The 14,747-nt window shown below is 59.4% G+C and carries 17 protein-coding genes; 1 reads left to right on the top strand and 16 read right to left on the bottom strand.

The genetic code is table 11. From position 1 onward, the window contains the following. Positions 1–230 precede the first annotated feature (230 nt). From tsaD to M7439_RS11490, 9 genes are read right to left on the bottom strand one after another with little or no spacing between them, the layout of a single operon-like run. On the bottom strand, positions 231–1,292 hold the full coding sequence (gene tsaD / locus M7439_RS11530) for a tRNA (adenosine(37)-N6)-threonylcarbamoyltransferase complex transferase subunit TsaD (protein ID WP_298343293.1): 1,062 nt from the start codon (positions 1,290–1,292) through the stop codon (positions 231–233). Then, positions 1,285–1,809, bottom strand: a complete 525-nt coding sequence (gene rimI, locus M7439_RS11525) for a ribosomal protein S18-alanine N-acetyltransferase (RefSeq protein ID WP_298343290.1) — start codon at positions 1,807–1,809, stop codon at positions 1,285–1,287. The genes tsaD and rimI overlap by 8 nt, the downstream gene beginning before the upstream one ends. After that, positions 1,806–2,483 (bottom strand): hypothetical protein, encoded by a 678-nt coding sequence (locus M7439_RS11520; RefSeq protein WP_298343288.1) that lies wholly within the window; start codon positions 2,481–2,483, stop codon positions 1,806–1,808. The genes rimI and M7439_RS11520 overlap by 4 nt, the downstream gene beginning before the upstream one ends. Then, a complete protein-coding gene (gene tsaE, locus M7439_RS11515) occupies positions 2,471–2,920 on the bottom strand; it encodes a tRNA (adenosine(37)-N6)-threonylcarbamoyltransferase complex ATPase subunit type 1 TsaE (RefSeq protein WP_298343285.1) in 450 nt (149 codons plus the stop codon). The genes M7439_RS11520 and tsaE overlap by 13 nt, the downstream gene beginning before the upstream one ends. Further along, on the bottom strand, positions 2,910–3,482 hold the full coding sequence (locus tag M7439_RS11510; protein ID WP_298343282.1) for a uracil-DNA glycosylase: 573 nt from the start codon (positions 3,480–3,482) through the stop codon (positions 2,910–2,912). The genes tsaE and M7439_RS11510 overlap by 11 nt, the downstream gene beginning before the upstream one ends. Continuing rightward, entirely contained in the window at positions 3,475–4,647 is a 1,173-nt protein-coding gene (gene alr, locus M7439_RS11505) for an alanine racemase (RefSeq protein WP_298442484.1), read from the bottom strand. Before alr ends, M7439_RS11510 begins: the two co-directional genes overlap by 8 nt. Then, positions 4,614–6,044, bottom strand: coding sequence for an NAD(P)H-hydrate dehydratase (locus M7439_RS11500; protein ID WP_298343276.1), 1,431 nt, complete (start codon positions 6,042–6,044; stop codon positions 4,614–4,616). The genes alr and M7439_RS11500 overlap by 34 nt, the downstream gene beginning before the upstream one ends. Positions 6,045–6,064: 20 nt before the next feature. Next, positions 6,065–6,433, bottom strand: coding sequence for a holo-ACP synthase (gene acpS, locus M7439_RS11495; protein WP_298343273.1), 369 nt, complete (start codon positions 6,431–6,433; stop codon positions 6,065–6,067). Beyond that, a complete protein-coding gene (locus tag M7439_RS11490; RefSeq protein WP_298343269.1) occupies positions 6,430–7,371 on the bottom strand; it encodes a LysR family transcriptional regulator in 942 nt (313 codons plus the stop codon). Before M7439_RS11490 ends, acpS begins: the two co-directional genes overlap by 4 nt. Positions 7,372–7,443: 72 nt before the next feature. Here M7439_RS11490 and M7439_RS11485 point away from each other — a divergent pair, with 72 nt between their 5' ends. Further along, on the top strand, positions 7,444–8,460 hold the full coding sequence (locus M7439_RS11485; RefSeq protein ID WP_298343266.1) for a glycosyltransferase family 4 protein: 1,017 nt from the start codon (positions 7,444–7,446) through the stop codon (positions 8,458–8,460). Here M7439_RS11485 and glmS read toward each other — a convergent pair. From glmS to M7439_RS11450, 7 genes are read right to left on the bottom strand one after another with little or no spacing between them, the layout of a single operon-like run. Continuing rightward, a complete protein-coding gene (glmS, locus tag M7439_RS11480) occupies positions 8,447–10,285 on the bottom strand; it encodes a glutamine--fructose-6-phosphate transaminase (isomerizing) (protein ID WP_298343263.1) in 1,839 nt (612 codons plus the stop codon). The genes M7439_RS11485 and glmS overlap by 14 nt on opposite strands. Positions 10,286–10,298: 13 nt before the next feature. Next, entirely contained in the window at positions 10,299–11,636 is a 1,338-nt protein-coding gene (locus tag M7439_RS11475; protein WP_298343258.1) for a hypothetical protein, read from the bottom strand. Then, positions 11,637–12,029: a 30S ribosomal protein S9 gene (gene rpsI, locus M7439_RS11470; protein WP_298336886.1), complete on the bottom strand. Its 393-nt coding sequence runs from the start codon at positions 12,027–12,029 to the stop codon at positions 11,637–11,639. It lies immediately after the preceding gene. Positions 12,030–12,037: 8 nt separating this feature from the next. Further along, complete coding sequence (gene rplM, locus M7439_RS11465) at positions 12,038–12,487, bottom strand: 50S ribosomal protein L13 (RefSeq protein ID WP_298343255.1); 450 nt, start codon at positions 12,485–12,487, stop codon at positions 12,038–12,040. A gap of 2 nt (positions 12,488–12,489) precedes the next feature. Then, positions 12,490–13,404, bottom strand: coding sequence for a tRNA pseudouridine(38-40) synthase TruA (gene truA, locus M7439_RS11460; RefSeq protein ID WP_298343251.1), 915 nt, complete (start codon positions 13,402–13,404; stop codon positions 12,490–12,492). Between the two features lie 9 nt (positions 13,405–13,413). Beyond that, a complete protein-coding gene (gene rplQ, locus M7439_RS11455) occupies positions 13,414–13,770 on the bottom strand; it encodes a 50S ribosomal protein L17 (protein WP_298208868.1) in 357 nt (118 codons plus the stop codon). Next, the gene (locus tag M7439_RS11450; RefSeq protein WP_298336880.1) at positions 13,770–14,708 is read right to left on the bottom strand and encodes a DNA-directed RNA polymerase subunit alpha; all 939 of its coding nucleotides are present in this window, start codon (positions 14,706–14,708) and stop codon (positions 13,770–13,772) included. The genes rplQ and M7439_RS11450 overlap by 1 nt, the downstream gene beginning before the upstream one ends. Positions 14,709–14,747 lie beyond the last annotated feature (39 nt).

Genomic DNA, 14,747 nt, shown 5'->3' with positions numbered 1-14,747 from the left:
GCTCTTCGGACTCTGCTGGACGGACCACGATCCGATCCTCTAAGGGATGGAGATTCATTCTGTTTTGCCTCCTTGTTTGAGTTAACTTGCCACCTATTGGCCAACTAGCACTCTAGTGCCTCGAGTGCTAACTTCCATCCTCACAGGCAAGTTTTCTCGCAACAGAGAACGCGCTTAACCCAGATAGAGCAGCAAGCATCATGCGAAGTCGCTGCCAAGGTTCTCTGCGTCTACACACCCTCGATAAGGGTGCGCCCCGGATCTGCATCGACGGCGCTGACACCTGGATCCCCCATCGAACGGTGAAAGGCAGCAGCAGCAGCGATCATCGCTCCGTTATCGGTGCAGTATCGCTTCGCGGGAATCGCCCCAACGATACCGCGATCAGCGGCGACCTGGCGGATCCTGGTACGCAACAGTTCGTTAGCAGCGACGCCACCACCGAGCACGACCGACGCATAGGGTGCAAGAGAGAGCGCGCGATCGACCTTGATCACCAGCGCATCTACGGCAGCGATCTGGAATGCGGTCGCAATTTCAACCGCCCCCACCTCAGGATGCGTCCTCACGAACGACATCACCGCCGTCTTCAAACCCGAGAAGGAGAAGTCAAGTCCCTCACCCCGCAACCCGCGAGGAAAACTGATACTCGGTACCGGCGCCTCCTGAGCCACTCGTTCAATCGCTGGCCCTCCTGGGTAGCCGAGATCCAACAGACGAGCCACCTTATCAAAGGCCTCACCGGCTGCGTCATCCTTAGTCCTTCCGATCAGTCGATACACACCAGGCGCCTCCACTCTGATCATCTCGGTATGCCCGCCAGAGACGAGTAGCACCAACGCCGGCAGCTCAACCGGCGCCTCGAGAGCCGCCGCGAACAGATGACCCTCCATATGATCCACTGGATAGAGTGGAAGATGTCTTCCGAGCGCGAGGCCTTGGGCACTTCCGACTCCCACCATCAGCGCTCCAGGCAGGCCAGGACCGTTGGTCACCGCTATCGCGTCGAGTTGATCGAGGCCCAGATGTGCCTCATCGAGGGCGGTGCGAATCGTCGTGAGGATCGCGTGATCATGAGCACGCGCAGCCAACTCAGGCACCACCCCGCCAAACGATGCATGAATTTCGATCTGGGATTGAATAATCGACGAGAGCACAGTCGTCCCCGATAGTACCGCCACCGCGGTCTCATCGCATGAAGTCTCGATACCCAAGATGACACCAGCGTCGACAAGTCGTAGCTGCATGCTGGGAGCTTGTGTGCTGACAGTGTTGATGGGGTTCTCAATCATGGATCTGCCCATCCTGGGCGAGCGTCTCAGTGATCCCCCGACGCCGGGCCAACTCACCAGGAGCATCAAGATCATAGAGCCACATGATGATCGCATCCTCGCCGTTGTCATGGTAGTACGCTCGTCGGAGCGCCACCGGAGCAAAACCAAAGCGCTGGTAGAGGCGTTTGGCACGGTCATTATGGGCGCGCACCTCTAGCGTGCAGTCCTTGATTCCCTCCACACGGGCGGCGTCAAGCGCATCGAGGACTAGGCGGGTCGCCACCTTGTGGCCCCAGTGATGAGGATCCACCCCGACGGTGGCTATGTGTGCCTCGTCGATGATGTAGAGCATGCCCAAATAGCCCAGCAGCTGGTCACCCTCCTCCGTGACCGCAACGCGGTACCGCCGATCTTTGCCTCGAGTAATCTCCTCCTCAAAGAGTCGCCGGCTCCAAGGAATGCCGGAGATTTCCTGCTCGATCCGTACCACTTCATCGAGGTGTTGTTCTTGCATCGCCATGATACGCACGGTCATGATTGGCGACCGACCCTACCGATTGACCCATCAGCTAAGCGCACGTCAAAACCCCGTCGAACACCAGAATCCTTCACATACCAGGCACGTAGATCTCCAAGATCGCTCACCGCCCCGCGCCGGAAGCGTGTGACCGCGTAGTCCACCAAATTGTGCTTCGCCTCAAAGAGTTCCGCACCCCATCGGCGCCCCTCCTCACGCAACTGACCGGCTACCAGATCATGAGGTTCAATCGACAGATCAGCCGGAGCTAGCACACGTACATGATCGATCGCCTGGACCTGGCCCGCACGAACCTCGACCTGGAGTATCTTGTTGCGGCCCAGCGGTTCAAGGATGAGGCCACGTTGTGTCGCACCCAGAACGCTCGCAAGGTCCTGAGCCAACGGATCGAGCGATCGGAAACTCACGACGGGAACCCCCCTCGACCAGGCCAGAAGGCGTACAAAAGCCGCCGCGCTGCGCAAGGGTAACAGTGGCCCTGGACCAGTTACCAGCGCCAGTAACGCGATAGCATCGCCCTCGGTGAGTTCTTCAACGGTACTCGCGAGCGTGCCAAGTGGACGATCACCTATGAATCGTTCGCTGTCCGTCCCGTCCCGACGAGCGACAATCCGCCCGGGACGAGTCGCACAATCGACCAAAATGGTCAATGGGGTATTCAACGTAGCCATCGCAGACGCTCCTGCCAATCAGGTGTTCCCTCAAACTCCATCATGCGCCCACTCTCTTGGACCATGATGGTAATCGCCAGGCGTTCATACTCTTCGAGTACACGTCCATGTTCTGCCCACTCGACAATCACGATCGCGCCCCGATCCAGCTCCTCCAGGATACCTTGGTCCTGGAGGTAGTCAGGGTCATGCACGCGGTAGAGATCGACGTGGTAGAGCTCGCCTCCTTGTGCAAGGGAATAGCACTTCACGGTCACAAAGGTCGGAGAGGTCACCGGCCTCTCGATACCGAGGCCATCGGCCACCCCCTGGGTAAAGGTGGTCTTACCCGCGCCCAACTCCCCCGTCAACAGAATGAGGTCACCGGCGACCAACGTCGTTCCAAACCGGCGACCAAACGCAACCATCTCCGCGGGCGTTGCCAACTCACGTCGCACGCAACCCTCCAGCAAGTGTTACGCGAGCCCGTGCAAAATCCACTCGCATCTCCGTCAGGCGCGTAGCCCCACCTCGCAAGACGTAGGCGGGGTGATAGGTCGGGATGACGATGACGCCGTTGCGATCATGCCCGCGACCCCGCACCGCAGCCAACGACCCCGTCACACCAAGGACACGAGAGGCGGCGGTCTTGCCAAGCAGGAGTATGACCCGCGGCTGCACTAACACGATCTGACGTTCAAGCCATGGGGCACAGGCATGCATCTCGTCGGGCAGGGGATCGCGGTTGTTTGGAGGGCGACACTTCACGACATTGGTGATATAGAGCTGGTCTCGGGTGCGCCCAAGTTCCTCCTGAATCAACCGATCCAGAAGCTTCCCTGACCTTCCTACAAAGGGGCGACCCAGTTCATCCTCCCGCGCCCCAGGACCCTCTCCGATGATCATCAGGTCACTAGGTACCTCACCCTCACCGACCACGACCTGCGTACGGGTCTCGGCCAACCCACACGACTGACAGACGAGCGCCTGTGCGCGCAGGAGTGCAATGGAGTCAGCCACGATACCTCCTCGGGACACGATCGCTGATACCAGTCAGGATCTCATAACTGATGGTGGAGAGGCGAGTGGCGAGTTCATCAGCTCCGATAAACTCCGAACCCTGTGCACCGATCAGCACGACCTCATCACCGACCACAACTGAAGAATCCGTCACAGCCACCATCAGATGATCCATCGCCACCACGCCGGCCAGGGGATGACGCGTTCCTCGGATCAACACCTGACCACCAGCCTCGAAGAGTCCACGGCGAAACCCATCAGCGTAGCCGATGGGAATCGTCGCGATCGACGTCCCCGCGGGGTACCAGCGCCGATGCCCGTACGAGACTCCACTGGCCTCGTCGAGTTGATGGAGCCTCGTTACCCGGCTCACGAGCCGCAGCACTGGTCGGACGGCGACTTCGCTGACACCATAACCGTACATGCCGATCCCGAGACGGATCAGATCAAAACCGGTCTGTGGGTAGTTGATGAGGCCTGCGGTATTGGCAAGATGTAGCAGTGGCGGTACCTCAAGCACGCCGACCACACCCTGATAGACCTCTTGAAGACGCACAACCTGCGCGAGCACGCTCTCTTCGCCGGGCTCTCCTTCATCTGCCCTGGCCAAGTGCGAGTAGATCCCCGTCACCCCGATACCGGCCTCCTGGGCCGCCTGGGCCATGATGAGGACCTCGCCCGCCTCGCTGCCCAATCGATGCAGACCAGTCTCCACTTCGAGTTGCAGAGTCGGTTCATACTGGGCGCGATCACGCCGAGAGAGCGCCTCTACCTCTTCGATCATCGAAGTGAGGGTCTTGGTCGTATGGATCGTAGGGGTGATCCGATGTCTGATGGTCTCACCAAGCAGAGAGGGGTCCGGCTCTCCAAGGAGCACAATCGGCAACTGCCCGAGGTGTGTACGCAGCGCGATCGCCTCGTCGAGAGTGGCCACAAAAAAGACGTCAGCGCCACCCAGAGCCGCGGCAGCGGAGACCCTCTCGGCACCATGACCATAGGCATCAGCCTTCACCACCGCGCCAAGCCGGACCCGTGCGTTGGCACTCCGTGCGAGGGAATGGAGACGCGCGACGTTCTCACGTACCGCCACCAGATCGACTTCGGCATAGGTCGGTCGACGCGAGGAGGTGATCACCGAAGCAATTCCTGCGCGGGCGACACGCAATTGAGACTCCCGTAATAGCGTGCGATGGCCTCAACAAGCGACGTCGCCGTCACTTTGCCGGTGGCCACACCCGCACCAGCCGCGCCGTGTAGGTAGGCCCCAACCCAGGCGGCCTCATAAGCAGACATCCCTTGTGCAAGGAGCCCGGCGATGACTCCAGCGAGCACATCACCAGTCCCGGCGCTCGCCAGTTTGGCCGTTCCAACAGCTGACAGGGCGACCGCACCCGATGGATCAGCGATGATCGTCGGTGATCCCTTCAAAAGGACGACCGCACCGGTATCGATGGCCGCCTGCGAACAGGCTACGACTGGGGAGCCCTCGATCGGACCAAAAACACGTTCAAACTCACCATGATGCGGTGTCAAAATGGTCGGAGCTCGCCGGCGTGTGAGCGTTCGAGCAAGGTTTGCCGTGTCACGAAAACAGGTCAACCCATCCGCATCGAGAACGATCGGGCAGTCCGTATCGACCAGAAGACGGCGAACGAAGTTCCCAATCTGCAGGGAACCCCCAAGGCCCGGCCCCAGCACGATGGAACGAAAGCGTCTGGAGGCGGCGACGACCGGCTCCGCAAAGTAGGACTCGAGCCGATCGACGACGACTTCGCTCGGGTGATCGATCATCTCACTCGGCTCAGCCCGCGTCACCAGGTGCACCATCCCCGCACCAACCGCCATTGCGCCTCCCGCACCAAAGCCTGCTGAACCACGCATACCAGCTGAACCGCCAACGACCATGACACCCGCCGACCACTTGTGACTCTGGGCGGGCACCTCTGGGATGACAGCGCCAAGATCACGGGCTGTCACCAGATAGCAACGCGAATCCACAGGACGCAGCTCTGGGAGGATACGCACCAGCCGACCCGAGCGCTCACGACCTGGCCCAAAAAGATGACCAAACTTGAGCGCACCGATAACCGCGGTGTAGTCTGCATAGATCGCCTCGCCGACGAGTTCTCCGGTGTCAGCGGAGATCCCAGAAGGAAGATCAACGGAGAGTACTGGGACCCCGTCAGGCAACTTTGGTGGGTCAAAGGGCCGAGTCAGACCCGTTCCAAGGATCGCATCAACCACGAGATCTGGCTGGGGACCCATCGAGAGCAGCGGCATCGCCTCGGGCTCGACCACCAGGGTCGACACCCCGAGTCGGTTGAGATGGCGCCCCATGCTCCGCCCGTCGTTCCCGTTGTTACCACGCCCAGCGACGATCAGCACGCGACGGCCATAGGTCCCACCGAGGAGTGAGATCGCCGTCTGTGCGAGTGCATACCCCACCCGATCGATCACCGCAGACGTCGCCCCTTGTTCCGCTAATTCGCGATCAAACTTCGCGACCTCTGCTACTGAGACTACTGGATCCACGACAACGACCTCCCGACTCAACTCCGTCACATGAGCCTAGCCGTCGACCATTACTCCTCGATTAGCGCAACCACATGGGCAATCGCAAGCATCTTGGTGTGCGTTAAACTCAACGAAAACTCGACAAAGCCACCATCTCCAGCGCGTTGGGCTGCGCCTCCCGACAGTTTCAGAACAGGCGCTCCAGAGGGCAGCCGCAGGGTCTCGATCTCCTGGAACCGCACCGACCCTAGGCCCACCCCTAGCAGTTTCATCGTCGCCTCTTTGACCGCAAAACGAGCGGCGAGGCTCTCTGGACGCCCGGATACAGAATCGAACTCCGCCTGCGTGAAGAGGCGCTCAACGATCTGAGGAGTACGCTCGAGGGCGACTCGAAACCGAGGCACCTCAACGGCGTCGATGCCGGTGCGGATTCTCACTCGATCTCAGGTGCCCCGACCATCTCCGCCGTCTCCACAAACCGTGCAGCCGGCGTCGAAAGTGTCTCTCGAGCCCGCGAAATGATCCTGAATCGCCGAGCTATCGGTGCCAATTCGCGAATCTCTACCCGAACCAACTCGTGCGCAGCGACCTCTCGCACCACCGCGAGCGAGGAGAGGAACCCACCGCCAACGCCCTGAAGAATCGCCTCCTTGACCGCCTCACCGCCGGCCAACTCGATCGCCAAACGCGGCGCTAATCCACTGGCCCCGAGGGCCTCCTCCGTGGCACGTCGCACACCGGAGCCCGCCTCGCGAAGGATCAACGGGATGCGTGACACCTCGCCCCATCCGAGCATCTGGTTCGGAAGCGCACCGAGGAGCTCTGGTCGCACCACATACACCAGATGATCTCCACCCACCATAATCTCGAGCATGTTCTCGGGCAGCTCCTCAGATGGAGACTCGATGACCCCCACCTCAAACTCGCCAGCAATCACCAACTCCGTCACCTCGGATGAGTTGAGCGACCGTGTACGCAGATCAACACCAGGAAATTTTGTGCGATACCGCACGAGCCAGCGTGGGAGAATATAAGCCGATACCGTATTCGAAGCCGCGATCAGCAGCAGTCCATCGTTGCCCTTTGCCACGCTGTCGACATAGTCGAGAACACCGCGATAGGCACGATAGACCTCGCGAGCACGACGGGCAAGATCCTGGCCAGCAATCGAGAGCTCCACTCCATGTCCAGAGCGGACGTGCAGCCGTTGACCCACCGCATCCGAGAGGTGTTTGAGTTGTTGGGAGACACCCGGTTGCGAAATGCCAAGTTCCTTCGCTGCGTCGGAGAGGTTGTGTGTCTCGGCGACAAGCGCAAGCGTGATGAGGTAGTTGGGGTCGATTCGGCGCTGCTCTGGAGTGATCATAACTGCCATTAGTGTATCGCGAAACTCGATAACAAACGAAATAGGCTCACACTGACCGCCTGGTGAGTCTACGCTGCATTCATGGCATCACCTCGACGTATCGGTTTTGTCGGCACGGAACTCGCACCCCTGACACCAAGTGCAGGTGGACTTGAACGACTCGTTACCGGTTGGGCTGCCGGACTCGACGGTTACGACTCCGTCCTGGTCTCACGCTTTGATGATGGATCGCAAGCCACCTACCACAGCCGTCTGCCCCTCGCTCAAGTCGTAGAGTCCTGCGATGTGGTAGTGATCAACAACCGACCCGAATGGACCCACCAGATCGACAAGCCGACGGTGCTCATCCTCCATAACACCGTTGAAGCATGGACCCCGACTACCGGGGAACCACGACCACTCGCATTGGGGTCAGCCTCAATTCCTGGCCAGGTCACCGTCGCGACGGTATCGCTCTTCTTGGCCCATCACGCAAAGCAGCATCTCGGACTCACCTCGCTTCCCCGGGTTTTGCCACCCTTTGTGGATCCAGCCTTTCTCTGCGGTCCACCGTGGAATGGATCAGATCAGCGGTTATTGTTTCCCAATCGGCTGCTGGTCAAGAAGGGGGTCGAAGAGACCATTGCCGCCGTTGAACGGCTTGCTCACCCAAGGTCAATGACGGTCTTCCTGGCGAACTTTTCCCCCTGGACCGAACCCACCCCCGAACACCGTGCCCTCGTGGCACGTATCGAGGCCTCGAGCCGATGCACGCTGGCACCCCGAATCGACTCCAGCACAAAGCTCGCCACACGCATGGCCGCCGCGTCGGCCATCCTTGCACCCTCCACGCGACCTGAGGGTTTGGGTCTCGTTCCCCTGGAATCACTCGCACTTGGCGTTCCCACGATCATTAGTGGCCTCGGCGGGCTACGTGAACTCGCCCCCTACGGTGCGACGATCACCGAACCCACCGACGCCAACTCCTTTGCCGCCGCCGTTGAAACAGTCCTTAGTGCACCGCCGGCCATCGATCATCAAGGCATCCGTCGTGACTTTAGCGTTGCCCACTCGCTCGCGATCCTCGCCGAGTTGATCGACGACGTCATTCAACGGTGACGGTCTTGGCGAGGTTGCGGGGCTTATCGAGATCGTATCCGCGTATCTGTGCCATCCAACCAGCTAGCACCTGCAAGGGTAGGACCATCAATAGCGGTGACCAGAGCGCATCGGATTGGGGCACCCGGAGGATGGTGTCAGCGAGATCGGTCGGACTCGTGTCGCCATCGACGGCCACGACGACGAGCTTGGCACCTCGCGCTCGAACCTCCTCAAGATTGGAGAGCATCTTCTCGTGAAGACGATCCTTGCCAAGAAGCGCCACGACCACTGCCTGCTCGTCGAGCATCGCAATCGGGCCGTGCTTGAGCTCGCCCGCAGGGTACGCCTCAGCCGCGATATAGCTCAACTCCTTCATCTTCAATGCCCCCTCCATGGCCACCGGATAGAGAAGGTTACGCCCGATGAAGAAGAACCGTTCCCGATGAAGATACTCAGCCATGCCGGCACGCCAGCTCTCTTGCCGTTGTACCGTCATGCGCAGGAGCTCGGTCATCGCTAGGAGCTCTTGCCGGCGTCGCTTGGACTCCTCCGGGTAGAGGACACCTTTTAACTCGCCGAGATAGATGGCCAACATCCCGAGCGCTCCGATCTGGGCGAGGTGGGTCTTCGTCGACGCAACAGAGATCTCGGGACCTGCCCGTGTGTAGAGCACGGCGTCAGCGACTCGACTCAACTGGCTACCGATCACGTTGGTGATAGCGATGGTGCGCGCACCACTGGCCATACATTCGCGCAGAGCGGTGATCGTCTCGAGCGACTCTCCTGACTGACTGATGCCGACCACCAGGGTATCCGCATCAAGGATTGGATCACGGTAGCGGTACTCGGAGGCGACATCGACCTCGACAGGGATCCGCGCAAGATGCTCGACCAAGTAACGGCCTACCAGTCCAGCATGATAGCTCGTACCGCATCCGATGATGACCACCTTGCGGACTCGCCGAAGTTCATAGGAGTCGATCAAGAGTTGATCGACCACCGCCTCATGGTCAAGTGTCATCAACGCTGAGACCGTATCGTAGAAGGCCTCGGGCGACTGATGCAACTCCATCTCGTAGTAGCTCGCAAAGCCATCGAGCACAGCATCCTGTGAACTCCACTCGATCGCGAGTGGCTCTAACGTCGCCAGTGCCACTCCCCCGTCACCCTCGACTCCCTCGCCCAGGACCACCACCACCTCCTCGGGCACTTCATAGAACTGATCCGCAAGGGAAAGAAAGGCAGGCGCATCCGAGGCGAAAAAGGATTGCTGTGCATTGCTCGCAGCGAGCAACGGAGACGTTCGACGCACACCAAGAAGGAGTCCCGGATACGAACGCAACGCAACGACGATCGACATATGCCCAATGAGCTGCGAAAAAACCGCGCCAAGGGCATCAGCGGGACGCCCGCCATCGCGCAAAGCCTCCTCCAAAAGGTGCGCGATCACCTCAGAATCGGTCTCAGAGCGGAACACGTGTCCCCGTTCAAGCAGGGCTTGACGCAGTTCGCGAAAATTCTCGATGATGCCATTGTGCACAACAGCGATATCCCCTGTGCAGTCCAGGTGAGGATGCGTATTCGCTAGGGTCGGTGCTCCATGCGTCGGCCAACGAGTATGCCCCACCATCACCTGACCCGTAGTGAAAGGCTGAGCTGTCAACCAATCCGCTAGGACGCCCATTGACTCACGGGCTACCGATGCCTTCGCCACCTCAAGCTCACCGTGATGGATGATCGCCACTCCAGCCGAATCGTAGCCCCGGTACTCAAGCCGACGGAGCCCCTCAAAAATCGAGACAAGATCCAGCTCGGCCCCCACCGCTCCAACGATCCCACACATGACAAGACCTCCTTTAGATCGACATGAGCCGTCCGGTGACGACCTCCACCTTTGCAACGAGCTGATCGGCCAAGCGTTGGGCGACCCCGACATCCGCTGCTTCGACAAGAATCCTGAACACGGGCTCAGTACCGCTTGGGCGCAAGACCACTCTTCCATCAGATCCCAACTCAGCCTCGACCTCGGCAACCAACTCCAAGAAATCAGCCTCCGAGAGGATGCGGTCGCGCACCTCGGTCTTGACTTGACGGTGTATCTGCGGAAACCGTACCACCTCTTGGGCACGGAAACGATCCAACGATCCGTCCCAGTCTGCGAGCGCGTGCAACAATAGCGCTCCGGAGATCAGCCCATCACCGGTAGGACCAAGGTCGTGTACGATAATATGCCCACTCTGCTCACCACCCAGAGAGAGCTCCCCCTGCACCATTGCCGTGGCGATCTGTCGATCACCGACGTCAGTCCTGACAACAGAGATGGCATGTCTGGCCAAGGTTCGCTCAAGGCCAAGGTTGCTCATGACGGTGACCGCCAAAGCGCTGTGTGCAAGCGCATGGCGTTGCTGCAAATAGAGCGCGAAGAGCATCAGCAGTTCATCGCCATCGACGACCGTCCCTGACTCGCTGACCGCAATCAGACGATCAGCGTCGCCATCGAAGCAGAGACCAAGGTCGGCCTCATTGTCGACCACAAGCCGGGCCAAGACTTCAGGGTGCAAGGCACCAACTCCATCGTTGATGTTACGCCCATTCGGACGGTCGCCAATGGTGGTAACGACCTCTGCACCGAGGCGGGACATCAACAGCGGTCCCAATCGCCAGGCTGCTCCATTGGCACCATCGATGACCACGCGCAACGGATGTGTGACTGGACCGAGACGATCGAGGACCCAATCGACATACGCCTCATCGAAGGAGCGATGCTCAACACGACCGAGTTCACCGAATGCAGGCCGTTGCCCCCCCAAGAACCGCGCGAGATGACCTTCAATCGTCCGTTCGACCTCGGCTGAGACCTTAGCCCCCTGTTCGTTGAAGACCTTGATTCCATTATCGAAGTAAGGGTTATGGGAGGCCGATATCACCACCGTCGGGCGGCTGAGCGTGCGGGCCACCCAGGAGAGCGTCCCCGTCGGCAACACCCCACCATCGATAAGATCAACCCCCGCCGATGCGATCCCGAGGCTTACCGCCTGGGCCAGCCAGTACCCTGACTCGCGAGTATCTCGCCCGATGACAAAGGCTGGGGGCTGTATCGCGTGAGCGATTGCAACCCCCAGCCAATAACCGACCTCCATAGTGAGCTCCCGATTCGCGCGACCGCGAATCCCATCGGTTCCAAAGCGGAGCATTTACCGCTTCGAATACTGAGGAGCCTTACGAGCCTTCTTTAGACCGTACTTCTTGGATTCCTTCTTGCGGGCGTCCCTGGTCAACATGCCCTCCTTCTTCAGGGCGGCACGGTGCTCTGGGTGCAACTCGATGATGGCACGTGCCAAACCGAGTCGGATGGCATCCGCCTGACCAGCGATCCCGCCACCATCGACGGTGGCATAGACGTCATAGACCTCGTCAAGCTCTACCAGCTTCAGCGGTTCAACCAGCTGGCCCCGCTGCGATACTGAGGTCACATACGTGCGTAGCTCCTTGCCATTGATCACCACAGCACCGTTGCCGGGAACCAACCGCACTCTCGCAGTCGCCGTCTTGCGCCTACCAGTCGACTGTGTCAAAGGTGTAGTCATTTCGCTCCTTACGAGGCCTTGATGCGATTACTGAGATCGAGCACGGTCGGCTGCTGAGCCGTGTGTGGGTGGCTCGGGCCCGCATACACTTTGAGCTTGCGGAACATCTGGCGCCCTAAGCGATTCTTGGGCAGCATACCTTTGATGGCAAGTTCGACCGCCCGCTCTGGGTGCTTCTCCATCATCTCCAGAAATTTGGACTCGCGCAGACCGCCTGGGTAGCCGGAGTGGTGGTAGTACACCTTCTTCTCCGCCTTCGCGCCGGACAGTTGGATCTTGTCGGCGTTGATCACCACGACATGATCGCCGCAGTCCAGATATGGGGCGAAATATGGCTTGTGTTTACCCTTGAGAAGGCTCGCCACCTCCGTAGCAAGCCTACCCAAACGTAAGCCTTGCGCATCTATTACCCACCAGTCACGCTCCACCGTAGCGGTCGTGGTTACAAACGTCTTCATACTTACTCTTTCTCACTCAAATCCGGCTCACTCAAATCCGGCTCACGTGCATACCATGTTCGCGCTGGAACCGGCTGCAGGTCATAGGGAGCTTCGGCGCTCCATTCTAGGGGAAAGGGAAGCTCCAACCTGTCGATCACTACCCAGTCTTGGTCAAAACCACGATCAAAAACGGTTTTTGCCGCCCACTCCCAGGTCGGCTGGTAACCGATCCTCCATAAATAGAGACCGCGGGACGGGGCCAACTCGCAGAGTGGCGCGCGATCGTGCGACCCGACGGCCTCTACCACACGAGCAGCTGGCCATCGGCCGCGCCCAACCTGGACAAGTGCACCTACAATGCGTCGTATCATCTGATGGCAGAAGCTCACCCCAACCACTGAGATGTCAATGAAACCCTCACCCTCGACAATGTCAATGGAATGGAGTCGACGTCGGTAGCCGCCGGCACTGTTGGCCTTACAAAGCGCATCGAACTCATCGACGGAACCGAGCCAATTAGCGACCTCAATCATGGCGGAGATATCCAAGCCTTGCGCCAATGGCCAAGCCATCGGAAAGAGTGGATCTCGTGTTGCCCTGCGAATACGGTAGCGGTATTGCCTCCAGAGCGCAGAGTGGCGGGCATGGAACCCTTCAGGTACGCTCATCCCTGCGCGGAGAAAGATACCCTCAGGCAAAATCGCCTGCAGCCGCGGAAAAGACTCAGGGGTGAGGCCGGAGGTTGCCAGGGAAACCACCTGAAACCGCGCATGCACCCCGGTGTCGGTCCGACCTGCGAGGGCGAGATCGGCAACCTCGATCTTGAGTAGAGAGAGCGCCCGTAGTAACGAGCCTACGACGGTCTCTACCTGCGGTTGAGGCGCTGAACCATGGAAATGCGATCCATCATAAGCGAGAACCAGCGCCCACTTCACCGGCTGTGGTTAGACGAACTCAATCACGACCATGGGCGCACCGTCACCATGACGCGGCCCACGCTTGAGAATCCGCACATACCCACCCTGTCGATTTTGATATCGTGGCCCGACCTCATCGAACAGCTTCTTTGTCGCGTCCTCATCACGGAGAAACGCAATGACCTGTCGTCTCTGGTGGAGATCACCCTTCTTGGCTTTCGTCACCAACTTCTCGACCACCGGGCGTAGTGCACGGGCCTTGGCATCGGTGGTCAGGATTGACTCTGCAGCGATCAACGATGCACAGAGATTGGCGAGCATCGCTCGCTGATGGGATGCATCACTCCCGAGACGGTTGCCTCGTTTTGGACGGCCGGGTACCATTAGCTATCACTCCTTAGGGACATATTTCGTGCTGCCAACTTCTCTGCCACCTCATCCAACGACTTTTGTCCAAAGTTGGTAATGGCCAAGAGATCGTCGGCGCTTCGGTCGACCAGATCACCAATCGTGTTGATCTGTGCCCGCTTCAAACAGTTCCTCGGTCGCTCGGTGAGATCGAGCTCTTCGATCGGTAGATCGAAGTCGGGAGACCGCTCCTCTGCCGTCACCTCATCAGCGACCACCAGACGGCTCGCATCCGCTACCAACTCCGAGACGAGCTCGAAGATGCCGGTGAGCGTACCGGCGGCTGACGCGAGTGCTTCACGGGGCGACAACGAACCATCGGTCTCAACGTCGACGATGACCTGATCGTAATCGGTGGCCTGTCCAACCCGCACCGGCTCCACCACGTAGTTCGCGTTGCGAATCGGAGAGAAGATAGCATCGATCGGAATGATTCCGATGGTGTTCGTGCGCTTGTTGCGCTCCGCAGACACGTAGCCACGGCCCTGCTCAACGACGACGTCCAACGCGAGTCTTCCCTTATCGGAGACGGTTGCCACATAGAGCTCCGGATTCACGACCTCGACCTCAGACGAGAGCATAAAATCTCCCGCATGCACGGTTGCCGGACCCTTCACATCGAGCCGAATAGTCACGGGATCCGGTGAATAGCAGCGCAGAACGATGTCCTTGAGGTTGAGAATAATGTCAATCACATCCTCCTTCACCCCAGCGATCGTCGTGAACTCATGCAGTGCGTCATCAAAACGTACCTGCGTGATGGCAGCACCTGGCACCGACGACAACAACACCCTTCGCAGGGCGTTGCCAACAGAGTGACCAAATCCCGGTTCAAGCGGGCCTACGGAGAAGACCTGACGATTAGCGGTCTCCTCGCCTACCTCTTCCACTCTTGGTCGCTGAATTATGAGCATTACTCGTTCCTCTTTATTTCACTAGTCACTTCATCGCTA

Origin of the sequence: Ferrimicrobium sp., assembly GCF_027319265.1 — a bacterium.
In the GTDB taxonomy this organism is placed as follows: Bacteria; Actinomycetota; Acidimicrobiia; order Acidimicrobiales; family Acidimicrobiaceae; genus Ferrimicrobium.
Note: the sequence above shows the minus strand (reverse complement) of the source record. Positions and strands in the feature narration are given on the sequence as shown.